Below are 22,034 nucleotides of genomic sequence, written 5' to 3' on the forward strand. Positions count from 1 at the left end.
TCAAAAAAGCACTTGACAAAACGCTTCATGGGGTACGGCGGCGGATATCGCCCCCTACATGGATAAGGATTTTTTCAACAACATCCCCATGACCCAGACGGAGCGGATCACGATAGCGAGCCGCCCGAAGCAGCCGAAGTACGCCAGGAATAAAAATATCCTGGTGATCGGCGGTTCTGGCAGCGGCAAGACGCGGTTTTTCTGCAAGCCCTCGCTGCTGCAAGCCCATTCCTCGTATGTCTGCACCGATCCGAAAGGGACCCTCCTGCCGGAGATCGGTTCCTTCCTGGAGCGGAAGAAATACCGGATCAAGTGCCTGAACCTCATTAACTTCAAGAAATCCATGAGATATAACCCGCTGGCGTACATCCGCTCCGAGAAGGATATCTTAAAGCTGGTCAATGCCCTGATTATGAATACAAAGGGCGAAGGCGAAAAGAGTTCCGAGGATTTCTGGGTCAAGGCCGAGCGCCTGTACTATTCGGCCCTGATCGGCTACATCTGGTACGAGGCCCCGGAGGAAGAACGCAACTTCATCACCCTTCTGGACCTAATCAACGCCAGCGAAGCCAGGGAGGACGACGAGGAATACCAAAGCCCCGTCGATATCCTCTTTCAGCAGTTGGAGGAAAAGGAGCCAGACCATTTCGCGGTGAAACAATACCGCAAGTTCAAAATGGCGGCGGGTAAGACACTCAAAAGCATTTTAATTAGCTGCGGCGCCCGCCTCGCCCCTTTCGATATCAAAGAGCTCCGGGACCTGATGGAATATGACGAACTGGAACTGGATACCCTGGGCGACCAAAAGACGGCGCTGTTTGTGATCCTGTCGGATACGGACAGCACTTTCAATTTCGTGGCCGCCCTCATGTATAGTCAGCTTTTCAATCTGCTCTGCGACAAGGCGGATGACTTCTACGGCGGGCGGTTGCCTGTCCATGTCCGCCTGATCCTGGACGAGTTTGCCAACATCGGCCAGATACCCAATTTTGACAAGCTAATCGCTACCATCCGAAGCCGTGAGATATCGGCTTCTATTATTTTGCAGTCGCAGAGCCAGTTAAAGACCATCTACAAGGACGCGGCGGATACCATCGTCGGTAACTGCGACAGCACCTTGTTTTTGGGAGGCAAGGAGAAGTCCACGCTCAAAGAAATTTCGGAGCTGCTGGGGAAAGAGACCATTGATCTCTATAACCAGTCCGAAAACCGGGGCAGCCAGATTTCCCATGGCCTTAATTATCAGAAATTGGGAAAGGAGTTGATGACCCAGGACGAATTGGCAGTTATGGACGGCGGCAAGTGTATTTTCATGCTGCGGGGCGTGCGTCCATTTCTTTCGGACAAGTACGACCTGACGAAGCATCCCAACTACAAGTACACAGCCGACGCCGACCCTAAAAATGTCTTTGACATGGAACGGTACATGAAGAAGCAGCGTGCGGTTGTAAAACCCACGGACCGCTTCGATGTGTACGAGATCGACGTAAACGAATAAATCAAACACATTTTTAGGAGGATTTTATCTATGGATTTTTTCAACAGCGCAGTTGGTGTTTTGCAGACTCTCGTGGTGGCCCTGGGCGCCGGTCTGGGTATCTGGGGCGCGATCAACCTTCTGGAAGGTTACGGCCAGGACAACCCCGCGTCCAATGCTCATGTGTCGTAAAGAAACACAGAAAAATTTGATAGACAGTCCTACTATATCCGTAAAAAAATGTTTACAAATGGAGCGCACAGAGTTATACTTGTCATCATAGGTTGCCTTGGGTTTCCGCTCTTTGGTATACCCCTTGACGCTGATCACTTCCGGTTCGATCACTTCCGCAGGCTTTTCATCACCGACGGGTGTACCGAACAGATTCAGCTGTCCGTCCAGCTGGTCATGGCGTATTTCACTGGTTGAGCCAAAGACCTTGTTCTTAAGATACGCAAGCTGAGACTGGAGATTCGCGATCAGAAGGTCTTTTTCACTGTCCTTCGCATTGCGTTCTTCCAGCATCTTCTGCAATGAACTTATGAGTTCGTTCTGAGTGCTGATTGTTTTATTCAGTTGTGAGATTGTATCCTTAAGCTCTAAGAGCTGGATATCTTTTACTCCTGAAGGCATGGTCTTCTGCTCCGTTTTTTGATACTTCTATTGTACCATAAACAGGTGCAAAAGCCTAGAAAAATCAAGCGTTTCAGGCACTTTTTATTGCCTTTGGCTGCTCGATCTCAAGACCGGACATGAGCCAGTCAAACTGCCTCCATGTAATGGTTTTCACCTCGTCACGGTTACGTGGCCACCGGTATTTTCCGGTGTTATGATCGAGGCGTTTATATAAAAGCACAAAACCGTCATTCTCATGAAGGAGTGCCTTTATCCTGTCATTGCGTCTGCCGCAGAAAAGGTAGAGCGCGGTGGTATGCTCCGGTTCAAAGTGAAGCTGGTCTCTGATGATGGCGCACAGACCATCGATTGATTTTCTCATATCGGTGTAGCCACAAATGATATAAATATCTGTTGCAGCTGTAATGTCGCCTAGCATGATGCACCTCCCACAGACCGGATGATCTGTGCTAAAAGTGCCGGATCTATATCATTTGAAATCCTGATCAGGGCGGAGCCGAGTTTGATCTCAGCAGTTGCTTCCATACAGTTTGTATCCGTATGATCCGGAAGCACGCTTAAAAGCTGTGGTGTCTCTTCGTGCAGAACAGGCTGGTCAACGATTTCAAGTTTGACAACATCCTGTTGTTCCGAAGGCTTATAGCCTCCCCGGCCTGTTGCCGGCGGAATATCATAGCAGGATTTTTTGCGAAGCCGCTTGACCCAGTTGTAGAATGTACCGGGTTTGATCCCGTGCTCGTTGCACCACTGAAAATCGCTTAGTCCGCTGCTGCGACATTCCATGATGAGCCGGTATTGCTCATCGGCAGTTCGTCTTTCTGTCTGCATAAATGTAACCTCCATAATTGTAGTAAAATGCTTGCTTACTGCTAGATCCTAGCGCCGGATCATAGAGTAAAATGCTGGCATATGTGATTACTACTATTATGGCAAATATATGACCAAGCGAACAGATACCCTTATATTAGGCGCTTACCTTTAAGGAGAGGTTATAATGAACAAAGTAAATATAAAAGATAGTCAAAATTTTATTACTTCAAAATATCACATAGAAAAAATAATGAATTGCATAAGTTTAGATGAAAAAGATAACATCTTTGAAATAGGTGCAGGGAAAGGTCATTTTACTGCTGAATTGGTAAAGAGATGTAATTTTGTTACGGCGATAGAAATTGATTCTAAATTATGTGAGGTAACTCGTAATAAGCTCTTAAATTATCCTAACTATCAAATAGTAAATGATGATATACTGAAATTTACATTTCCTAGCCACAATCCATATAAAATATTTGGCAGCATACCTTACAACATAAGCACAAATATAATTCGAAAAATTGTTTTTGAAAGTTCAGCCACAATAAGTTATTTAATAGTGGAATATGGTTTTGCTAAAAGGTTATTAGATACAAACAGATCACTAGCATTGCTGTTAATGGCAGAGGTAGATATTTCTATATTAGCAAAAATTCCTAGGTATTATTTCCATCCAAAACCTAAAGTGGATAGCGCATTAATTGTATTAAAAAGAAAGCCAGCAAAAATGGCATTTAAAGAGAGAAAAAAATATGAAACTTTTGTAATGAAATGGGTTAACAAAGAGTATGAAAAACTGTTTACAAAAAATCAATTTAATAAAGCTTTAAAACATGCGAGAATATATGATATAAACAATATTAGTTTCGAACAATTTGTATCGCTATTTAATAGTTATAAAATATTTAACGGCTAAAAACAATAGGCCACATGCAACTGTAAATGTTTAGTTATAGGTAGGGTAGCATAAGTTAAAATGCTATTCTGCCTTTTAAAAGTATGGTATACATTCCAGAGAGAGATTGGATATGTTCCCGTATACCGATAGTGCCAAAAGCGAAGTGGATATGTTTCCGAGAACGGACGTACTCAAATGACATTCATTCTGTCCTCTCCAGCCAGCTCATGGAGGGAAACGACCATGAGTAAACTTCTCCCCTATGAAACAATCGTTAAAGCCCATGAGGGCGACCCGGACGCAATCGACACGGTTCTTTCCCACTACGCCGGATATATCCGCTACTTCTCCAAAATAAACGGACAGGTCAACTCCGAGGTGGAGGACTATGTGAAGCAGCGGCTCATTGCCGCGCTGTTCAAATTTCGCTTTGACCGTTGAGTTATATCCAATGTCAGACAAGAAAAAAATCAAGCTGATTTTCAAACCGTCTCATTGCATGGAATAATCTGCTCCACTATAATTAAGGCAGGAGGTGTTGAGAGATGGCGAATGAAGATAAAAAAGATTTTAATGCCATGCTACATGATAGCAAGGATATGCCTAAATTTCAGATTATTACCGACCAGAAAAGCATTGAGAAATATGGCGGAAGCAGAATGTATTTTGCCCCACCAATCGAATATGATAAAGTGATGAAACTAATTCCTTATGGCAAAGTAATCACTGTCGGAAAAATCCGTGAATATTTTGCTAAACTGAATGGAGCGGATTTCACAGAGCCTATTACAGCCGGGATTTTTGTATCTATTGCAGCATGGGCGAGTTACCAGCGTTCTGAAGATGAAACCCCGTATTGGCGAACCTTAAAGGCAAACGGGGAATTGAACGCAAAATATCCCGGCGGTGTAGAGGCACAAAAGGAAAAGTTGGAAGCGGAAGGCCACACAATTATTCAGAAAGGACGCACAAATATAAAGTATTTTGTAAAGGACTATGAAAGTATTCTTTTTGATTTGAGATGAGAAGTTTTTATTTGCTAAACGCGTTATCGTCATACCAGCCAGCCCTAAACTTTCAAAACTGAATACCAGCCGCCACCGGCGACCAGCGAAAGCAGTAAGTCTGAAAAAGATTTGCTGCTTTTTTTGTTGCCCGTTCTGGCTCCCGGCCATTTTGCCCCCTGCCGGTTGTAGTAGTAAATGAGGGGAGAAATTTTCCCGCCCGGATATTTGGCATTTTCAAAATCTCTCCGTTGTAGGAAGTGAAAGCAAAATTTTTCTGTCCCGCCGGTTGCCAAAATCCCCGTTCCCGGATTACTAAGGCAAAAGAAATTTTGAAAAATCTCTGTCCAGCGGGTAGCTGACGGCTTTTCAAATGTATCTTTAGCGGAAAAGAAAAATAGCGCAGCCAGCGGGTAGCAAAGCCCCTCTGCGGAGTAATATTGGCGAAAGAAAAAAGGCAGCGAACAGCGGGCTGAAAGCCCCGCCCTGTTCGCTCTATGTACGGAAAAGCCCGGACAGGGCCAGTCTGCGGCTTACTTAGAGCAAGTTTCTACCACGGTGCCAAAATCCGCAATTCTGCGGTTTTGCCCCTCGCGGGAAACTTGTTGGGGAGTGCCTTCCCCAAACCCTGCTATGCGGCTTGCGCCGCTTATCCCCGCCGCGCTCATGCGGCAAGAAAGGAGGTCACGACCATGCGAAAAAAATACAACACACCCCACCGCAGCCGCGTTGTGAAAACCCGGCTGACCGAAGATGAATACGCCGACTTCACAGCGCGGCTTGCGCCCTATGGTATCAGCCAGTCGGAATTTCTCCGGCAGGCGATCCGGCGTACCACCATACGCCCCGTACTCCATGTGTCGTCGGTCAATGACGAACTGCTCTCCGCTGTCGGGAAGCTCGCAGCCGAGTACGGCAGGATCGGCGGCAACCTCAACCAGATTGCCCGGTATCTGAACGAGTACGGCGCGCCCTATCATGCGTTGTCCGGCGAGGTACGCGCCGCCATAGCCGACCTTGCCGCCCTCAAGTATGAAGTCTTAAAGAAAGTAGGTGACGCGGTTGGCAACACTCAAACATATCAACTCTAAAAACGCCGACTACGGAGCCGCCGAACAATACCTGCTCTTTGAGCATGACGAATTTACCATGAAGCCCGTCCTTGATGAAACCGGCAGGCTTATCCCCCGCGAGGACTACCGGCTGTCTACGCTGAACTGCGGCGGGGAGGATTTTGCCGTTGCGTGTATGCGGGCCAATCTCCGCTATGAGAAAAACCAGCGGCGGGAAGATGTGAAAAGCCACCACTACATCATCAGCTTTGACCCGCGGGACGGGCCGGACAACGGCCTGACCGTAGACCGGGCGCAGGCGTTGGGGGAGCAATTCTGTAAAGAACATTTCCCCGGCCACCAAGCCCTTGTCTGCACCCACCCGGACGGGCATAACCACAGCGGCAACATTCATGTGCATATCGTCATAAACAGCCTGCGGATTGAGGAAGTGCCGTTCCTGCCCTACATGGACAGGCCAGCCGACACGAAAGCCGGCTGCAAGCACCGATGTACCGACGCTGCCCTGCGCTACTTCAAATCCGAAGTCATGGAGATGTGCCACCGGGAGGGGCTTTACCAAATCGACCTCTTGAACGGCAGCAAGAACCGCATCACCGACCGGGAGTATTGGGCGCAGAAAAAGGGACAAGCCGCGCTGGACAAGCAGAACGCCCCCATGATTGCCGATGGTATCACGCCCCGGCAGACCAAGTTTGAAACGAACAAGGAAAAGCTGCGGCAGACCATACGGAAAGCCCTTGCCACCGCCGCCAGCTTTGACGAGTTTTCCTCTCTGCTGCTGCGGGAGGGTGTGACCGTCAAGGAGAGCCGGGGGCGGCTGTCCTATCTCACGCCGGACAGGACAAAGCCCATCACCGCCCGGAAGCTGGGCGACGATTTTGACCGCACCGCCGTCCTTGCCGTTTTGGAGCAGAATGCCGCCAGAGCCATAGAAAAGGCCGCAGCCATACCTGAATACCCCTGGCAGGAGAAACGCGGCATACAGCCCGCAAAAGCCCCTCAAACCGCCCCCAAACAGGACGGAGTGCAGCGGCTTGTGGACATTGAGCAGAAAATGGCCGAGGGCAAAGGCCGGGGCTATGAACGCTGGGCGAAGATACACAATCTGAAGCAGGCCGCCAAAACGCTGTCCGTCTACCAGCAGTACGGCTTTACTTCCCCGGAGCAGTTAGAAGCCGCCGTTGATACCGCCTATGCGGAAATGCGCCAGACCAGCGGCGAACTGAAAGCACTGGAAACCAAGCTGCAAGGGAAAAAGGAGTTGCAGCGGCAGGTGTTGGCCTACGCCCAGACCAAGCCCGCCCGCGACGGGTTGAAAGCGCAGAAATCCGAGAAAGCCCGCGCCGCATACCGGCAGGCCCATGAGAGCGATTTTATCATAGCCGACGCAGCCCCCCGGTATTTCAAGGCGCATGGCATTACCAAGCTGCCCGCCCGGAAAGCGTTGCAGGCCGAGATCGAGCAGCTTATCTCCGAGAAAGACGGCCTGTATAACACCTATCACGAACAGAAGCAGCGGTTCAAGGAGTTGCAGACCGTCAAGCGGAATATCAACCAGATTTTGCGCCGGGACGAGCCGCACCGCAGAAAGGAGCAGAGCCATGAGCGATAACCTGCCCCGCATGGACTACCGCCAGCACCGGCGGGCGCGGCGGCTGGTACATGAGTGCTGTAACTACGACGAGGGGAACTGCCTGCTGTTAGACGACGGGGAGCCTTGCGTGTGCGTCCAGAGCATTTCCCTTTCCCTCATGTGCCGCTGGTTCCGTGTGGCTGTCCTGCCCCTTGACGGGGAGCTGTCCGCAGCCCTCTTATACCGGGGGAGCCGGAAACGGTGTGCCGTCTGCGGAGCGGCCTTTGTCCCCAAATCCAACCGGGGGAAATACTGCCCCGACTGCGCCGGGCGCATGAAGAAAATCCGCGCCGCCGAGAGAAAGCGGAAACAAAGGCAGAGATGTCACGCTTTAGAGCCTTTCAAACCCGCATAAATCAAGGCTTTTTTCGTGGGTGTCAAAGGGTACGCGATACATTTATCCTTTTCCCCCGGAAACGGCGTTCTAAATGCGTACAAACACCCCAAATCCACCCAAAGGAGGAACCATGTCAGACAACCGAAAATACTACTACCTCAAGCTGAAAGAGAATTACTTTGACGAGGACGCCATTGTGCTGCTGGAAAGTATGCAGGACGGTATCCTCTATTCCAACATCCTCTTGAAACTGTACCTGAAATCGCTGAAAAACGGCGGGAAGTTGCAGCTTGATGAAAATATCCCCTACACCGCGCAGATGATTGCCACCATTACCCGTCAGCAAGTCGGCACCGTAGAACGGGCCTTGCAGATTTTTATGAAGCTGGGGCTTGTGGAGCCGTTACAGAACGGCGCACTGTATATGAGCAACATTGAACTACTGATCGGCCAATCCTCTACCGAGGGGGAGCGAAAACGGCGGGCAAGGCTGGCTTTGCAGGAGCAGAAAGCCTTGCCAAAGGCCGGGGCGGACAAATGTCCACCATATCAAGCGGACATTTGTCCACCAGAGATAGAGATAGAGAAAGAGATAGAAAAAGAGAGAGAGCGAGAGTTAGATACGGGACAACCCGCCCGCGCCGCCTATGGCCGGTATGAAAATGTTTTTCTTTCGCAATCGGAACTGGACGGGCTGAAAGCAGACCTGCCCGGCAAATGGGACTATTACATTGACCGGCTATCCTGCCATATCGCGTCCAGCGGCAAGCGATACAAGAGCCATGCCGCCACCATCTACAAATGGGCGCAGGAGGACGCAACTAAGAAAGCCCCGAAAAAGGGCATACCAGACTACTCATGCAAGGAGGGCGAGAGTTTATGAAGAACGAAATCAACGCTGTTTTGGAGAATATGACGGCCACCACCCCGGAGCCGGAGGACTACACCGGCGAGGACGGTTTGCTGTACTGCGGCAAGTGCCGCAAGCCGAAAGAAGCCTATTTTGCGCCGGATAAGGCCGCTATCTTCGGGCGCGACCGCCACCCGGCAGAGTGCGACTGCCAGAAAACCGCCCGCGAGGAACGGGAAGCCGCCGAAAAGCGGCGCAGGCACCTTGACACCGTGGAAGAACTGAAACGCCGGGGCTTTACCGACCCCGCCATGCGGGACTGGACTTTCGAGAATGACAACGGCAGGAACCCGCAGGCCGGGCTTGCCCGCCGGTATGTGGAGCATTGGGAGGATATGCGGACAGACAATATCGGCTGCCTGTTCTGGGGCGGCGTAGGAACCGGGAAAAGCTACCTTGCGGGCTGTATCGCAAACGCCCTCATGGAGAAAGAAATCCCCGTCCACATGACGAACTTTGCCCTGATCCTCAATGACCTTGCCGCCCGCTTTGAGGGGCGCAACGAGTACATTTCCCGCCTTTGCCGCTATCCGCTGCTGATCCTTGACGACTTTGGCATGGAACGCGGCACCGACTACGGGCTGGAACAGGTTTTCAATGTGATTGACAGCCGTTACCGCAGCGGCAAGCCGCTGATCGTCACGACCAACCTCACGCTGGACGACCTGCGAAACCCGGAGGACACCGCCCATTCCCGGATTTATGACCGGCTGCTTTCCATGTGCGTCCCGGTACGCTTTACCGGCGACAACTTCCGGCAGGAAACCGCCAAGCGGAAAATGGAGAGCATGAAGAAACTGATTACCGACTGAAAGGAGTATTGCCTATGGCAGATAACAAGCAGCACGACACCCGCACCGCCCGCCGCCCCGACTGCGTGACGGAAATCCGCATGGGCAATTCCGTCCTTGTCGTGTCCGGCTATTTCAAGAAAGATACCACGACCACCGCCGCCGACAAAATGGCGCGGGTACTGGAAGCGGAAGCCGCTGCTACGCAAAAACCGGCAATTTGACCGACTGTAAAGAAGCAAATTTAACGCTTTTGCCGCTGTACAGCCCCCGCTGTTCCGTGGTACAATGAAACCACGGAATAGTGGGGCTGGCTGTCGGAAACGGAGGATTTTATGTTAAGACAAGCCACCCAAAACCTCATTACCGCCCTTTATCCGAGATTGTCCCATGAGGACGAGCTGCAAGGCGAGAGTAATTCCATATCGAACCAAAAAAGGATACTCGAAACCTACGCAAAACAGAACGGCTTTACCAATCTGCGCTGGTACACCGACGACGGTTATTCCGGCGCGAACTTCCAGCGGCCCGGATTTCAAGCCATGCTTGCGGACATTGAAGCCGGGAAAGTTGGTACGGTCATTGTCAAGGACATGAGCCGGTTAGGGCGAAACTACTTGCAGGTAGGGTTTTACACGGAAATGCTGTTCCCTCAAAAGGGCGTGCGTTTTATCGCTGTCAACGACAATGTGGACAGCGCAAACGGCGGCATGGACAATGATTTTACCCCTCTGCGAAATCTGTTCAACGAATGGCTGGTGAGAGATACGAGCAAGAAAATCAAGGCAGTTAAAAGAGCAAAAGGCATGAGCGGCAAGCCCGTTACCAGCAAGCCGGTGTATGGCTACCTCATGGACGAGGACGAGAACTATATCGTTGACGAGGAAACCGCGCCGGTTGTCCAGCAGATTTACCAGCTTTGCCTTGCGGGGAACGGCCCGACCAAGATTGCCCGTATGCTGACGGAACAGCAAATCCCCACGCCGGGGACGCTGGAATACCGCAGGACAGGCAGCACACGCCGCTACCACCCCGGCTATGAGTGTAAATGGGCGACGAACACCGTCGTTCATATCCTCGAAAACCGGGAGTACACCGGCTGTCTGGTAAACTTCAAGACGGAAAAGCCCTCTTACAAGACCAAGCACAGCGTAGAAAATCCCATTGAGAAGCAGGCCATTTTTGAGAACCACCATGAGCCGATTATTGACACGGAAACATGGGAGCGTGTGCAGGAGTTACGCAAGCAGCGCAAACGCCCGAACCGCTATGACGAAGTGGGGCTGTTCTCTGGTATGCTGTTCTGCGCCGACTGCGGCCATGTGATGTACCAGCAGCGGTATCAGAACAAGAACCGCAAGCAGGACTGTTACATCTGCGGCAGCTACAAGAAGCGCACCCGCGACTGTACGGCGCACTTTATCCGCACCGACCTGCTGACCGCCGGTGTCCTCTCCAATCTCCGGCAAGTGACGGAGTATGCTGCCAGGCACGAGAGCCGTTTTGTAAAGCTGCTGATCCAGCAGAACGAAATCGGCGGCAAGAGAAAGACCGCCGCAGCCACCAAGCAGCTTGAACAGGCGCAGGAGCGGATTGCCGAAGTGAGCCGCATTATCAAGCGGCTGTATGAGGACAATGTGAACGGCAAAATCAGCGACGAGCGTTTCATGGAACTGTCGGCAGACTATGAGCAGGAGCAGCGGGAACTGAAAGACCGCACCGCCGCATTGCAGGCGGAACTGGACAAGTCGCAGGCGGCCACCGTTAACGCCGAGAAATTCATGGGGATTGTCCGCAAGCACCTTGCCTTTGAGGAATTGACACCCACCCTCTTGCGGGAAATGATTGAGAAAATCGTCGTGCATGAGTGCAGCTATGACGAGAACGGCACCCGCAGGCAGGACATTGAGATTTATTACAGCTTTGTCGGCAAAATTGACTTGCCCGAAGCCTAACGCCCGACCTATCCGACACAATGGCCAAGTGCCGGATAGGAACGGCAAAATTTTTTTACACTTCTATTACTTCTTTATCGCACATCAGCAAAGAGCCAGGGCATGAAGCAGCTCATGGCGGGCGGCGGTGTTGCGCTCATCGGTATTACCCTAGTGCCTCTGCTCACTGGTTTGTTCGGTTAAGTGACCGGGGCGTGATCGCTTATGGGCGGCATACTCGACAAGCTCGATGAATGGCTGCGTGGGCTGCTCATCGAGGGAATCACGGGGAACCTGTCGGGCATGTTCGATACGGTGAATACCAAAGTAGGCGAGATCGCCGGAGAAGTGGGACAGACGCCGCTGGCATGGAACAGCGGCGTCTTTTCCATGATCCGCAACCTCTCCGAAACGGTGATCGTCCCGATTGCCGGGGTTATCCTGACGTTTGTTATGTGTTATGAGCTGATCCAGCTTGTGACAGAGAAAAACAACATGCACGACGTGGATACCTGGATGTTCTTCAAGTGGATATTCAAAACCTTCTGTGCGGTGCTGATCGTAACGAATACCTGGAACATCGTCATGGGAATTTTCGATATTGGGCAGCATGTGGTCAACCAAAGCGCCGGGGTCATCATCGGGGAAACCTCCATTGATGTCAATTCCGTTATTACGGATATGGAGGCGCAGCTTGGAGCCATGGGGACAGGAGAACTGTTCGGGCTGTGGTTCCAGTCCCTTTTTGTGGGTCTGACCATGAACGCCCTTTCCATCTGCATCATGCTGGTCATCTACGGCCGGATGATCGAGGTATATTTGACCACCTCCATTGGACCGATCCCCCTTGCCACGATGACCAACCGTGACTGGAGCCATACCGGACAGAACTATTTGAAGTCCCTGTTCGCCCTGGCTTTCCAGGCGTTTCTAATCATGGTGTGCGTGGGTATCTACTCGGTGCTGGTTCAGACCATCTCCACCTCCGGGCACCTCTCCGGGGCGATTTGGGCTTGCATGGGGTACACAGTGCTTCTGTGCTTCGCATTATTCAAGACCGGCAGCCTCTCAAAGAGTCTGTTCGGGGCGCATTAAAGGAGGCTTGATAGCTTGGCATATGTAACGGTCCCGAAGGACCTGACAAAAGTAAAAAGCAAGGTGCTGTTTGGGCTGACCAGGCGGCAGCTTGTGTGTTTTGGAACGGCGGCGCTCATTGGAGTACCGCTTTTCTTTCTGCTCCGAAGGACGGTCAATTCCAGCACCGCCACGGTCTGCATGATCGTGGTTATGCTGCCCCTGTTCCTGCTCGCCATGTATGAGAAGAACGGGCAGCCGCTGGAGGTGATCGCAGGCCAGATCATCCAGACGGTCTTTCTCCGTCCGAAGGAGCGGCCTTATATGACAAACAACTTCTATGCCGCCGTGGAGCGGCAGATTCAGACGGAAAAGGAGGTGAAGGCCATTGTTCAGAAAGCAAAAGCAAGAACCGCAGGCAAAACCGGCAGCCGGGAAGGTAAAGCTGACCGCCGCTGAAAAGCGGGAAATCCGAAGGATCATCGAAACGGCCAGGGGTGACGGTAAGCCCCATTCGGCCCAGGACACCTTACCCTTCCGGCAGATGTACCCGGACGGGCTGTGCCGGCTGGATGATACCACATGGAGCCGGTGCATTGAGTTTGAGGATGTGAATTACCAGCTCGCCCAGAAGGACGACCAGACCGCCATCTTTGAAGCCCTGTGCGATATGTATAACGCCCATGACGCTTCCATCGGCATGGAGCTGTCCCTTGTGTGCCGGAAGGTGAACAAGGCGGATTTCCGCAAAAGAATTGAGATCGCCGCCCAGGGGGACCGCTTCGATGGGGTGCGCGCCCTTTATACGGATATGCTCCGGAGGCAGTTGGAACACGGCAACAACGGCATGGTCAAGACAAAGTTCCTGGTGCTGACCATTGAAGCAAAGAACATCAAGGAGGCCAGGGCGCGGTTCTCCCGGATCACCCTGGACGCGCTGAATTACTTTAAGGCAATGGGCGCGCTGGCGGAGGCCCTGGACGGGAAGGAATGGCTGGCGGTGCTGCATGGCGTCCTCCACCCGGACGGGGAACGGTTCTCCTTTGCATGGGAGTGGCTGGCGCCCTCCGGCCTGTCGGTCAAGGACTTCATCGTGCCTTCTTCCTTCCGGTTCGGGGAGGCCAGGCGGTTCCGGATGGGCGGGAAATTCGGGGCGGTGAGCTTTTTGCAGATCACGGCACCGGAGCTCAATGACCGGGTGCTGGCTGACCTCCTGGATACGGACAGCACCATTTTTGTAAGCGTCCATATCCGGAGCATGGACCAGAATGAGGCAATCAAGACGGTCAAGCGCAAGATCACCGACCTGGACAGTATGAAGATCGACGCCCAGAAGCGGGCGGCGCGGGAAGGGTTCGATCTGGATATCATCCCCTCCGATATCGCCACCTACGCGGGCGAGGCAAAGAACATCCTCCGGGATTTGCAGACCAGGAATGAAAGGATGTTCCTGATGACCTTTCTGGTGGTGAACGTGGCGGACACGAAGCAAAGATTAGAGAATGATATCTTCCGGGCTTCCTCCGTGGCGCAGAAGCACAACTGCCATCTGGTGCGGCTGGACTTCCAGCAGGAGCAGGGCCTTGTGTCGGCTCTCCCCTTGGGGATCAATCAGATCAACATCCAGCGGGGGCTTACCACTTCCTCCGTGGCGATCTTTGTTCCCTTCATCTCCCAGGAGCTTTTCCAGGGCGGCGAGGCGCTGTATTACGGCTTAAACGCCACCTCCGGAAACATGATTCTGGCGGACAGAAAGCAGCTAAAGACGCCCAACGGCCTGATCCTGGGTACGCCGGGCAGCGGCAAGAGCTTTTCCGCAAAGCGGGAAATCCTCAACGTGTTCCTGGTGACGAAGGACGACATTATCATCTGCGACCCGGAGGCAGAGTATTTCCCCCTGGTCCACCGCTTGGGCGGGCAGGTCATCAAGATATCCCCAACCAGCAGCCAGTATGTGAACCCGATGGATTTGAACCTCAACTACTCCGAGGACGACAACCCGCTGGCTCTGAAATCCGATTTTATCCTGTCCTTCTGTGAGCTGGCGGCAGGTGGCCGCAACGGTCTGGAGCCGGTGGAAAAGACGGTGATCGACCGGGCGGTGCGTACTGTCTACCGTCCATATCTGGCTGACCCGAAGCCGGAGAATGTCCCCATCCTGGGCGACCTCTACGACGAAATCAAGCAGCAGCCGGAGCCGGAGGCACAGCGGATCGCCGCCGCCCTGGAGCTGTATGTGCATGGCAGTCTGAATGTCTTTAACCACCGTACCAACGTAGATATCAATAATCGTCTTGTGTGCTTTGATATCAAGGAACTGGGAAAGCAGCTCAAAAACTTGGGAATGCTGGTCATTCAGGACCAGGTGTGGAACCGCGTCACCGTCAACCGGAGCGAGGGCAAAGCCACCCGCTACTATGTGGACGAGTTCCATCTTCTGTTGCGGGGAGAGGTCGGTTCCTGGAGCGTGGAGATTTGGAAACGCTTCCGCAAATGGGGCGGCATCCCCACGGGCATCACCCAGAACATCAAGGACCTGCTGGCCTCCCCAGAGATTGAGAATATCTTTGAAAACAGCGATTTTATCTATCTTCTGAACCAGGCCAGCGGCGACCGCAAAATACTCTGTGAACGCCTGAATATCTCCAACCAACAGGCGGCGCATATCAGCAACGCGGGCCCCGGCGAGGGCCTGATCTTCTTCGGGAACGTGATCCTCCCCTTTGTGGATGACTTCCCCAAGGACAATGAGCTTTACAGCATTATGACCACCAAACCCGGCGAAGTTATGAATGATTGATAATTTGAAGCTTCCATTAGTAGCTAAATATGGTATAATGACTATACTATAAGAGAAAGGGTGTTTATTGATGTACCTATTTTGGGATAATTCTAATATTCACTATTCGGGTTTGGATACGGTTTTCCCAATGATTGAGCCAGGCAAACAGCGTGAACTATATCGAACATATTTCAAAAATCTATTTGAGTTAGCACGAAATGGACGCACTGTTGAAGGTGCATATGCTGCAGGTAGTGTACCACCTCCGTCGGACGATTTATGGGCTTATCTAAAAAAGCTGGGGATTGATATGACGCTATTGGATAAAACGGCGGATGGTAAAGAGCAAGACAGCGTAGATATGTCTCTTCAGACAAATATGTTCCGCGTGGCTTTGGATAACTCTCCCGGCACTATGGTTCTGTTGACAGGAGACGGTTCGGGCGGTGCCTTGGGAAAAGGGTTTTTGGCAGACTTGCAGCGTATTCATAAATTAGGATGGAATATTGAAGTGTATGCATGGGAGTCTACCTGTAATCGGTATCTCAAAGAGTTTGCTGAGCAAAACGGCGTATTTGTCCCACTTGAAAAATATTACTACTCGATTACATTCTTAAAAGGTGAGCGAGTAGTAAAACCACTATAAGTTGATATTGAGTAAAACCCGCTTCACAAACTGAAGCGGGTTTTCTTATGCCCAAAATCAGGGGGTGAACAACAATATCGAAGCTAAATTGACACATGTGAGCCTGTTTTCTGGCATAGGCGGCCTGGACTTGGCGGCGGAGGCCGCCGGGTTCCAAACCGTCTGTCAATGCGAATGGGCGGACTTTCCGTACTCCGTCTTGGAGACGCATTGGCCGGAAGTCCCCAGGTTCCGGGATATCACGACTTTCACGAAGGAGGCGTTTTTTGAGAAAACAGGACTTGAAACAGTCACCGTCATTTCCGGTGGATTTCCCTGTCAGCCCTTTTCCACCGCAGGAAAACGGAAGGGTTTTGCGGATGCCCGCTACTTGTGGCCGGAAATGTGCAGAGTTATTACCGAGCTGCGGCCCCGTTGGGTGCTTGGGGAAAATGTTGCTGGCTTCATCAATATGGGGCTCGACAAAACGATTTTTGACTTGGCAAAAGCGGGCTACGCTGTTCTCCCATTCGTATTTCCGGCTTGCGGCGTCGGCGCATGGCATGAGCGCCAGCGAACTTTTATCGTCGCGGCTGATGTTTCCCACGCCCCTTGCCTCCGACAAGGGGACAAGCAGGGACGCGGCCAACCTGGATGTGTTTCTGTCCGACAATGGGATTTTCCGCAAGAGAAACAAGAACGGTTCCATCTGGAGCCTGTCCCTGTCAGCAGCGGTGTTTTATCTGACTCCGGCAGCGTCGGAGGGCTACCGTTCCACCTTGAAGCCAACGGCATTTCGGAACCAATCTCCGTCCTCCAACCTGTCAGCACAGGTGATCCGTCAGGAGCGACCGTTGTCGGACACGGCAGCGCTGAACCCGGATTGGGTGGAATGGCTGATGGGCTTCCCCCAGGGATGGACGGACGTATCCTCTGGGACCGGGAGCCCGATGGCATCCCCCGCATGACCGAGCGCATGGATGGGAGGGCATTGCGGCTCAAAACCCTGGGGAACGCGGTCTGCCCTCCCCAGGCGTACCCGATCTTTCAATATATTGCTGCGATTGAGACCGGGAACTGTTACGAGATTTGCCCTTATGGAAAGGCAGGTGATCCACGATGAAGGAAATGAAAGCGCCGGATAAGGTCACGCAGAAAATGACCCATGACGGCGCTGTGACAAAAAACCTTGCTACGGGTGAGATTACAAATATCAGCGGCCGGGAGGCGGAAGTTGATCTCTCCGCTTCCGAAGAACCAACCGCTACGGCGGAGGCCGTGGCGGAGCGTGTTGCTTCTGGGCATGGGCGGCACAAAGCGAGAAAGGCTGTTAAGGCCGATACCCAAACCATCCGGGAAGGTTCGAACGTAAGACAACGCCCTTCCTCCCGTCTGCAATTCACCGATGAAGAACGGGCGGCCCCGGATTTGCAGAAAGCTATCCGACGATCTGAGCGGGCGGCGGATCAACTGGACGCGGCGAAGGCCGCCATTCCGACAAAGAAGGTTCTGAAAACCGAGCGGGGCTTTGACGAGACAGCGGGTAAAGGCAAAACCAAGCTTCACTTTGAGGATGTGGAGAAAAAGCCCAATGGTCACCTGCGGCACAATCCTCTTTCCCGGCCGGTGCAGGAATTAAAAGCCACCGTCCACGGCGAGGTCCACAAGGTGGAGCATGAAAATGTGGGTGTGGAGGCTGGGCATAAAGGCGAGGAACTGGCGGAGCAAGGCATAGCTTATGGCGGCAATAAGGTCCGCTCCGCTGTCCGGAAGCACCGCATGAAGCCCTGGCGGGACGCGGTTAAGGCGGAGCAGGCCTCCATCAAGGCCAACGCGGATTTCCTCTACCAAAAGGCGCTCCATGACGATCCAGCCCTGGCCGCCTCCAACCCGGTCTCCCGGTATCTGCAAAAGAAGCGTATCCAGAGGAACTACGCAAAGGAGATCCGCCAGGCCGAAAAAACGGCGAAGAATACCGCCGCCGCCACAAAGAGCGCGGCGCAGAAGGCGAAGGACGCCTTCAAGGAGACTTTCCTCTATGTGAAGAACCACAGCCGGGCGGTCCTGCTGATAGTGGGTATCGGTGCTTGCGTGGGGCTACTGTTTGGCGGGATGTCCTCCTGCTCCATGATGGGCGGCTCTGGCGTCAGCGGCGTGTTCCTGTCCTCCTATCTTTCGGAGGACGCGGATATGCTGGCGGCGGAGGCAGCATATGCGGATATGGAGGCAGAACTTCAAAATGAGCTGGACAATTATGAGTCCTACCATCCAGGCTATGATGAATACCGCTTCGATCTGGACGAGATCGGCCATGACCCCTATGTGCTGATCTCCATTCTGTCAGCTTTCCATGAAGGAGAATTTACTATCGGTGACGTACAGGCAGAGCTTCAGATGCTCTTTGACCGGCAATACACCCTGACCCAGACCGTGACAGTGGAGGTCCGCTATCGGACGGAAACCAGAACGGACAGCGAGGGCAATGAGTACGACGTGGAGGTGCCCTATAACTATTACATCTGCAACATGACCCTGGAGAATTTCGACCTGTCCCACCTGCCGGTCTACATGATGAATGAGGACCAGCTTTCCCTGTACGCCACCTATATGTCTACTCTGGGGAACCGGTCGGACCTGTTCGGTACAGCGGAGTACCCCAACGCTTCCACTTTGCAGGAGCCCACCTATTACGATATTCCCCCGGATGCCCTGGAGGACGAAACCTTTGCGGCCATGATAGCCGAGGCGGAAAAGTACCTGGGATATCCGTATGTGTGGGGCGGTTCGTCCCCCTCCACATCCTTTGACTGCTCCGGGTTCGTGTCCTGGGTCATCAATCACAGCGGATGGAATGTGGGGCGGCTGGGCGCCCAAGGGCTATACAACATCTGCACTCCGGTATCCAGTTCCCAGGCAAAGCCCGGCGACCTGATTTTCTTTGTAGGGACCTATGACACCCCCGGCGTCTCCCATGTGGGTATCTATGTGGGCGGTGGAATGATGATCCATTGTGGATCGCCGATTTCCTATGCGAATATCAATACGACCTATTGGCAGACCCATTATTACAGTTTTGGGCATCTGCCCTAAAAATGAAAGGAGTTTTGCACACATGGCAACTGTTGAGAAAATCCGCAATGATATTGCGAAAAAGAAGGACAAGATAGCAGAGCTGCAGAAAAAGCAGCGGGCATTGGAGGCGCAGCTTGCAGAGGAAGAAAACCTGGAGATTGTCCGCATGGTGAAAGCCGTGAAGATGGATAACCGGGAGCTGACCGTTTTCCTGAAAGCCTATGCCAGCGGCCTGATCACGCTGCCGGAGGATATGATGGCGGCGGACAGCGACGCGGAGGTTGAGAATGAGGAAACGGAGGATTTTGAACATGAGGAATAAAACCATGCTGCGGCTGACCGCCGCTTTTCTGGCGCTTATGTTGTGCGTGGGTGCCTTTTCCGTGACCGCTTTTGCCTATGGCGGCGACACGGAGAATGAGATCACGGGAGGTCTGGAGCCGGATACAGAGACCACCGAAGTGGAGAATCAGGACACGGACCTTTCCGCTTTGACGGAGGATGATATCGCCACCCTGTTTTCCGCTCTGGCCGGCGCCCAGGCGAATATCACTGTGACTGAGGACGGTATCGAGATCACTTCCAGCGACACGGAGGGAGCGAACCGGACCGGCACCGTGACCACCAACGGCGGCAGACTGAATGTCCGTACCGGGGCAGGGCTTGACCATACCGCCTTTACCCAGCTTCCCAACGGGACAACGGTGGAGGTCATCGGGAAGGATGGCGACTGGATCAAAGTGCTTCTGCCGGAGCGTGTGGGCTATGTCCACTCCGACTATCTGACCGTCACCGAAGCGGAGGATACCGATGAGGACAGCTTCTCCCTCTCCATCAGCGAGAATGAAATTGCTTCTCTACTGGAGCTGTTCACAGGCGGCGGGGGCAGCGCCGCCCTGACCCCGGACGGGAACCTGACGCTGATTGACGATATCGGCAGCGCTACCGGAAGCGGCAAACAGTTTATCACCGTGGAGACCAAAAGCGGCAATGTGTTTTATCTGATTATTGACCGGGACGACAAGGGAGAAGAAACCGTCCACTTCCTGAACCAGGTGGATGAAGCCGACCTTCTGGCACTCATGGATGGGGAACAGGCGGCGGAGACGCCCATTGTCTGCACCTGCACGGATAAATGTGTGACCGGGGCCGTGGATACCTCCTGCCCGGTGTGCAAAAACAATATGAGCGAGTGTACCGGGAAAGAGGCTGTCACCGACACCGAACCGGAGCCTGACGTGCCGGAAGAACCTGTGGACGAAAAGAAGGGCGGGGCCGGTGCGCTTCTGGCGGTGCTGCTGATCCTGGCGGCTGGTGGCGGTGCGGCGGCCTATTTCCTGGTGCTGAAACCGAAGCAGGGAAAGAAAGTACCGTCTGATTTGGATGATCTCGACCTGGAGGATGAAGAAGAATATCTGAATGAAGATGAAACGGAGGAAACGGAATGAAGCTGATTATCGCGGAAAAACCGAGTGTAGCAAAAAGTATCGCGTCGGCCCTGGGTGCGAAATCCAGGGCCGATGGCTTTTATGAGGGAAACGGTTTGATCGTTTCCTGGTGTGTAGGCCACCTGGTATCCCCGCTGGATGCGGCGGGTTATGACGAGGCGTTTAAGAAATGGCGCTATGACGACCTCCCGATCCTGCCGGAGCCCTTCCGGTATGTGATCGCCCCCGGCAAGGAGGATGCCTTTGAAAACCTCCGCTCCCTGATGGGCCGCCCGGATGTGGAGGCGGTGGTGAACGCCTGTGACGCAGGCCGTGAAGGGGAGCTGATCCTCCGGCTGGTGTATGAAATGGCGGGCTGCCATAAGCCCATCTACCGTCTTTGGATTTCCTCTATGGAGGATACGGCGATCCGGGAGGGCTTTTCCGGCCTCCGGCCCGGCGTGGAGTACGAGACCCTGTATCAGTCTGCCCTTTGCAGGCAGAAAGCGGACTGGCTGGTGGGGATCAATGCCACCCGGCTTTTCTCCGTCCTCTACCACCGCACCCTGAACGTGGGACGCGTCCAGACACCCACCCTTGCAATGCTGGCGGACCGTGACTGGAAGATCAGCAGCTTCCAGAAGGAGAAATACCATCATGTGCGGCTGAAGGTGGACGGGGCCGAGGCGGTTTCGGAGAAGATCGCTGATCCGGCGGAGGCGGAACAGGTCAAGGCCGCCTGTGCCGGCGCTTCTGTGATCTGCACCTCCGTTTCCCATGAGCAGAAAAAAGAGCAGCCCCCGAAGCTCTATGACCTGACCACCTTGCAGCGGGAGGCGAACCGGATGTTTGGCTACACGGCGAAGCAGACCCTTGATTATGCCCAGGGCCTCTATGAAAAGAAGCTGCTGACCTATCCCCGGACGGACAGCCGGTATCTCACCTCCGACATGGCGGAAACGGCCTCCTGTGTGATCCACCTGGCGGCGAAGGTGCCGCCCTTTGACGGGTGCAGTTCCTTCTTCCCGCTGGTAGAGACCATGATTCCAGACAAGGACGTATCCGACCATCACGCCATCATCCCCACAATGGAGATGGAAAAGGCGGATATCAAGGGGCTGCCTGTGGGTGAGAGGAACCTTCTTTTGCTGGTCTGCTGCAAGCTGCTTTGCGCGGCGGCGGAGCCCTATGTGTATGAAACGGTTACGGCCACATTTGAGTGCGGCGGCCATTCCTTCACGGCGAGGGGGAAACATATCCTTTCCGAAGGCTGGCTGGAGATCGACCGGGTTTTCCGTTCCTCCCTGAAGGAAAAGCAGACGGACGAGGACAGCGGCAGTGATCTGCCTGACTTTGCCGAGGGACAGACCTTTGAGAGTGCGGAGGCTGTCATCACGGAGCATTTCACTTCCCCGCCCAAAGCCTTTACGGAAGATATATGCTGTGAAAGGGGGATAAGAAATCACCTATAGAAAGGAGCGTTCCCATGAAACCCAAGAAATTAGGCAACGGTAAAATCACCGCCCTTTATGAGAGATTGAGCCG

The 22,034-nt window shown here is 53.2% G+C and carries 21 protein-coding genes and 5 pseudogenes; 22 read left to right on the forward strand and 4 right to left on the reverse strand.

The genetic code is table 11. From position 1 onward, the window contains the following. Window positions 1–19: 19 nt before the first annotated feature. A pseudogene (locus ACEVJK_RS06625) lies at window positions 20–1,498 on the forward strand (VirD4-like conjugal transfer protein, CD1115 family); the annotation flags it as partial. Between the two features lie 30 nt (window positions 1,499–1,528). Continuing rightward, a pseudogene (locus ACEVJK_RS06630) lies at window positions 1,529–1,657 on the forward strand (Maff2 family mobile element protein); the annotation flags it as partial. A gap of 135 nt (window positions 1,658–1,792) precedes the next feature. Here the strand turns inward: ACEVJK_RS06630 and ACEVJK_RS06635 are convergent. The 3 genes and pseudogenes from ACEVJK_RS06635 to ACEVJK_RS06645 all read right to left on the reverse strand — a co-directional run. Further along, window positions 1,793–2,110 (reverse strand): annotated as a pseudogene (locus ACEVJK_RS06635) (IS66 family transposase); the annotation flags it as partial. A gap of 73 nt (window positions 2,111–2,183) precedes the next feature. Then, window positions 2,184–2,531, reverse strand: coding sequence for an IS66 family insertion sequence element accessory protein TnpB (gene tnpB, locus ACEVJK_RS06640; protein WP_075704897.1), 348 nt, complete (start codon window positions 2,529–2,531; stop codon window positions 2,184–2,186). Continuing rightward, window positions 2,525–2,941: a hypothetical protein gene (locus ACEVJK_RS06645; protein WP_075704896.1), complete on the reverse strand. Its 417-nt coding sequence runs from the start codon at window positions 2,939–2,941 to the stop codon at window positions 2,525–2,527. Before ACEVJK_RS06645 ends, tnpB begins: the two co-directional genes overlap by 7 nt. A 166-nt stretch (window positions 2,942–3,107) precedes the next feature. Between ACEVJK_RS06645 and erm(G) the strand changes: the two genes are divergently transcribed. The 3 genes from erm(G) to ACEVJK_RS06660 all read left to right on the forward strand — a co-directional run bounded on the left by erm(G) (window position 3,108) and on the right by ACEVJK_RS06660 (window position 4,849). Next, window positions 3,108–3,842: a 23S rRNA (adenine(2058)-N(6))-methyltransferase Erm(G) gene (gene erm(G) / locus ACEVJK_RS06650; protein ID WP_014387027.1), complete on the forward strand. Its 735-nt coding sequence runs from the start codon at window positions 3,108–3,110 to the stop codon at window positions 3,840–3,842. 225 nt (window positions 3,843–4,067) lie between these two features. Next, window positions 4,068–4,265 (forward strand): helix-turn-helix domain-containing protein, encoded by a 198-nt coding sequence (locus ACEVJK_RS06655; protein ID WP_075704895.1) that lies wholly within the window; start codon window positions 4,068–4,070, stop codon window positions 4,263–4,265. A gap of 104 nt (window positions 4,266–4,369) precedes the next feature. Then, the gene (locus ACEVJK_RS06660; RefSeq protein ID WP_075704894.1) at window positions 4,370–4,849 is read left to right on the forward strand and encodes an MGMT family protein; all 480 of its coding nucleotides are present in this window, start codon (window positions 4,370–4,372) and stop codon (window positions 4,847–4,849) included. A gap of 44 nt (window positions 4,850–4,893) precedes the next feature. Here the strand turns inward: ACEVJK_RS06660 and ACEVJK_RS06665 are convergent, their stop codons facing one another. Further along, the gene (locus ACEVJK_RS06665; RefSeq protein WP_158024444.1) at window positions 4,894–5,124 is read right to left on the reverse strand and encodes a hypothetical protein; all 231 of its coding nucleotides are present in this window, start codon (window positions 5,122–5,124) and stop codon (window positions 4,894–4,896) included. A gap of 396 nt (window positions 5,125–5,520) precedes the next feature. On the opposite strand from ACEVJK_RS06665, the gene mobC reads away from it, so the two are divergent. From mobC to ACEVJK_RS06750, 17 genes and pseudogenes are all read left to right on the forward strand, one after another. After that, window positions 5,521–5,919: a plasmid mobilization relaxosome protein MobC gene (gene mobC, locus ACEVJK_RS06670; RefSeq protein ID WP_002584975.1), complete on the forward strand. Its 399-nt coding sequence runs from the start codon at window positions 5,521–5,523 to the stop codon at window positions 5,917–5,919. Next, window positions 5,891–7,516, forward strand: a complete 1,626-nt coding sequence (locus ACEVJK_RS06675) for a relaxase/mobilization nuclease domain-containing protein (protein ID WP_075704893.1) — start codon at window positions 5,891–5,893, stop codon at window positions 7,514–7,516. The genes mobC and ACEVJK_RS06675 overlap by 29 nt, the downstream gene beginning before the upstream one ends. Then, window positions 7,506–7,892, forward strand: a complete 387-nt coding sequence (locus tag ACEVJK_RS06680; RefSeq protein ID WP_004452819.1) for a cysteine-rich VLP domain-containing protein — start codon at window positions 7,506–7,508, stop codon at window positions 7,890–7,892. The genes ACEVJK_RS06675 and ACEVJK_RS06680 overlap by 11 nt, the downstream gene beginning before the upstream one ends. Window positions 7,893–8,004: 112 nt before the next feature. Continuing rightward, a complete protein-coding gene (locus tag ACEVJK_RS06685; RefSeq protein ID WP_074754406.1) occupies window positions 8,005–8,757 on the forward strand; it encodes a phage replisome organizer N-terminal domain-containing protein in 753 nt (250 codons plus the stop codon). Next, window positions 8,754–9,596, forward strand: a complete 843-nt coding sequence (locus ACEVJK_RS06690; protein ID WP_374740252.1) for an ATP-binding protein — start codon at window positions 8,754–8,756, stop codon at window positions 9,594–9,596. Before ACEVJK_RS06685 ends, ACEVJK_RS06690 begins: the two co-directional genes overlap by 4 nt. 14 nt (window positions 9,597–9,610) lie before the next feature. Continuing rightward, window positions 9,611–9,799, forward strand: a complete 189-nt coding sequence (locus tag ACEVJK_RS06695) for a transposon-encoded TnpW family protein (RefSeq protein WP_020995296.1) — start codon at window positions 9,611–9,613, stop codon at window positions 9,797–9,799. Between the two features lie 111 nt (window positions 9,800–9,910). Next, window positions 9,911–11,530: a recombinase family protein gene (locus tag ACEVJK_RS06700; protein ID WP_074754402.1), complete on the forward strand. Its 1,620-nt coding sequence runs from the start codon at window positions 9,911–9,913 to the stop codon at window positions 11,528–11,530. An 87-nt stretch (window positions 11,531–11,617) separates the two neighbouring features. Continuing rightward, a pseudogene (locus ACEVJK_RS06705) lies at window positions 11,618–11,713 on the forward strand (Maff2 family mobile element protein); the annotation flags it as partial. A gap of 21 nt (window positions 11,714–11,734) precedes the next feature. Next, window positions 11,735–12,604 carry a VirB6/TrbL-like conjugal transfer protein, CD1112 family gene (locus tag ACEVJK_RS06710; RefSeq protein WP_374740253.1) on the forward strand — a complete coding sequence of 290 codons (870 nt, stop codon included), beginning with the start codon at window positions 11,735–11,737 and terminating at the stop codon, window positions 12,602–12,604. A gap of 15 nt (window positions 12,605–12,619) precedes the next feature. Then, window positions 12,620–13,042, forward strand: a complete 423-nt coding sequence (locus tag ACEVJK_RS06715) for a PrgI family protein (protein ID WP_374740254.1) — start codon at window positions 12,620–12,622, stop codon at window positions 13,040–13,042. Then, a complete protein-coding gene (locus tag ACEVJK_RS06720) occupies window positions 12,972–15,383 on the forward strand; it encodes a VirB4-like conjugal transfer ATPase, CD1110 family (protein ID WP_374740255.1) in 2,412 nt (803 codons plus the stop codon). The genes ACEVJK_RS06715 and ACEVJK_RS06720 overlap by 71 nt, the downstream gene beginning before the upstream one ends. A gap of 70 nt (window positions 15,384–15,453) precedes the next feature. Further along, window positions 15,454–16,011 carry an NYN domain-containing protein gene (locus ACEVJK_RS06725; protein ID WP_374740256.1) on the forward strand — a complete coding sequence of 186 codons (558 nt, stop codon included), beginning with the start codon at window positions 15,454–15,456 and terminating at the stop codon, window positions 16,009–16,011. 76 nt (window positions 16,012–16,087) lie between these two features. Continuing rightward, complete coding sequence (locus ACEVJK_RS06730) at window positions 16,088–17,113, forward strand: DNA cytosine methyltransferase (RefSeq protein ID WP_374740266.1); 1,026 nt, start codon at window positions 16,088–16,090, stop codon at window positions 17,111–17,113. Next, window positions 17,110–19,080: a CD1108 family mobile element protein gene (locus tag ACEVJK_RS06735; RefSeq protein WP_374740257.1), complete on the forward strand. Its 1,971-nt coding sequence runs from the start codon at window positions 17,110–17,112 to the stop codon at window positions 19,078–19,080. The genes ACEVJK_RS06730 and ACEVJK_RS06735 overlap by 4 nt, the downstream gene beginning before the upstream one ends. A gap of 22 nt (window positions 19,081–19,102) precedes the next feature. Then, complete coding sequence (locus tag ACEVJK_RS06740) at window positions 19,103–19,384, forward strand: DUF4315 family protein (protein WP_374740258.1); 282 nt, start codon at window positions 19,103–19,105, stop codon at window positions 19,382–19,384. Beyond that, window positions 19,374–20,510, forward strand: a complete 1,137-nt coding sequence (locus ACEVJK_RS06745) for a CD1107 family mobile element protein (protein ID WP_374740259.1) — start codon at window positions 19,374–19,376, stop codon at window positions 20,508–20,510. The genes ACEVJK_RS06740 and ACEVJK_RS06745 overlap by 11 nt, the downstream gene beginning before the upstream one ends. Beyond that, window positions 20,507–21,925, forward strand: a pseudogene (locus ACEVJK_RS06750) (DNA topoisomerase); the annotation flags it as partial. The gene ACEVJK_RS06745 and the pseudogene ACEVJK_RS06750, both read left to right, overlap by 4 nt. Window positions 21,926–22,034 lie beyond the last annotated feature (109 nt).

This window comes from Flintibacter sp. P01028 (assembly GCF_041925235.1).
Lineage (GTDB): Bacteria > Bacillota > Clostridia > Oscillospirales > Oscillospiraceae > Lawsonibacter > Lawsonibacter aceti.

Coding starts and splice junctions, on each gene's coding strand:
- mobC (WP_002584975.1), top strand. CDS start 5,521: ATGCGAAAAAAATACAACACACCCCACCGCAGCCGCGTTGTGAAAACC.
- ACEVJK_RS06685 (WP_074754406.1), top strand. CDS start 8,005: ATGTCAGACAACCGAAAATACTACTACCTCAAGCTGAAAGAGAATTAC.
- ACEVJK_RS06695 (WP_020995296.1), top strand. CDS start 9,611: ATGGCAGATAACAAGCAGCACGACACCCGCACCGCCCGCCGCCCCGAC.
- ACEVJK_RS06700 (WP_074754402.1), top strand. CDS start 9,911: ATGTTAAGACAAGCCACCCAAAACCTCATTACCGCCCTTTATCCGAGA.
- ACEVJK_RS06735 (WP_374740257.1), top strand. CDS start 17,110: ATGAAGGAAATGAAAGCGCCGGATAAGGTCACGCAGAAAATGACCCAT.
- ACEVJK_RS06710 (WP_374740253.1), top strand. CDS start 11,735: ATGGGCGGCATACTCGACAAGCTCGATGAATGGCTGCGTGGGCTGCTC.
- ACEVJK_RS06745 (WP_374740259.1), top strand. CDS start 19,374: ATGAGGAATAAAACCATGCTGCGGCTGACCGCCGCTTTTCTGGCGCTT.
- ACEVJK_RS06740 (WP_374740258.1), top strand. CDS start 19,103: ATGGCAACTGTTGAGAAAATCCGCAATGATATTGCGAAAAAGAAGGAC.
- ACEVJK_RS06645 (WP_075704896.1), bottom strand. CDS start 2,941: ATGCAGACAGAAAGACGAACTGCCGATGAGCAATACCGGCTCATCATG.
- ACEVJK_RS06680 (WP_004452819.1), top strand. CDS start 7,506: ATGAGCGATAACCTGCCCCGCATGGACTACCGCCAGCACCGGCGGGCG.
- tnpB (WP_075704897.1), bottom strand. CDS start 2,531: ATGCTAGGCGACATTACAGCTGCAACAGATATTTATATCATTTGTGGC.
- ACEVJK_RS06690 (WP_374740252.1), top strand. CDS start 8,754: ATGAAGAACGAAATCAACGCTGTTTTGGAGAATATGACGGCCACCACC.
- ACEVJK_RS06725 (WP_374740256.1), top strand. CDS start 15,454: ATGTACCTATTTTGGGATAATTCTAATATTCACTATTCGGGTTTGGAT.
- ACEVJK_RS06655 (WP_075704895.1), top strand. CDS start 4,068: ATGAGTAAACTTCTCCCCTATGAAACAATCGTTAAAGCCCATGAGGGC.
- ACEVJK_RS06660 (WP_075704894.1), top strand. CDS start 4,370: ATGGCGAATGAAGATAAAAAAGATTTTAATGCCATGCTACATGATAGC.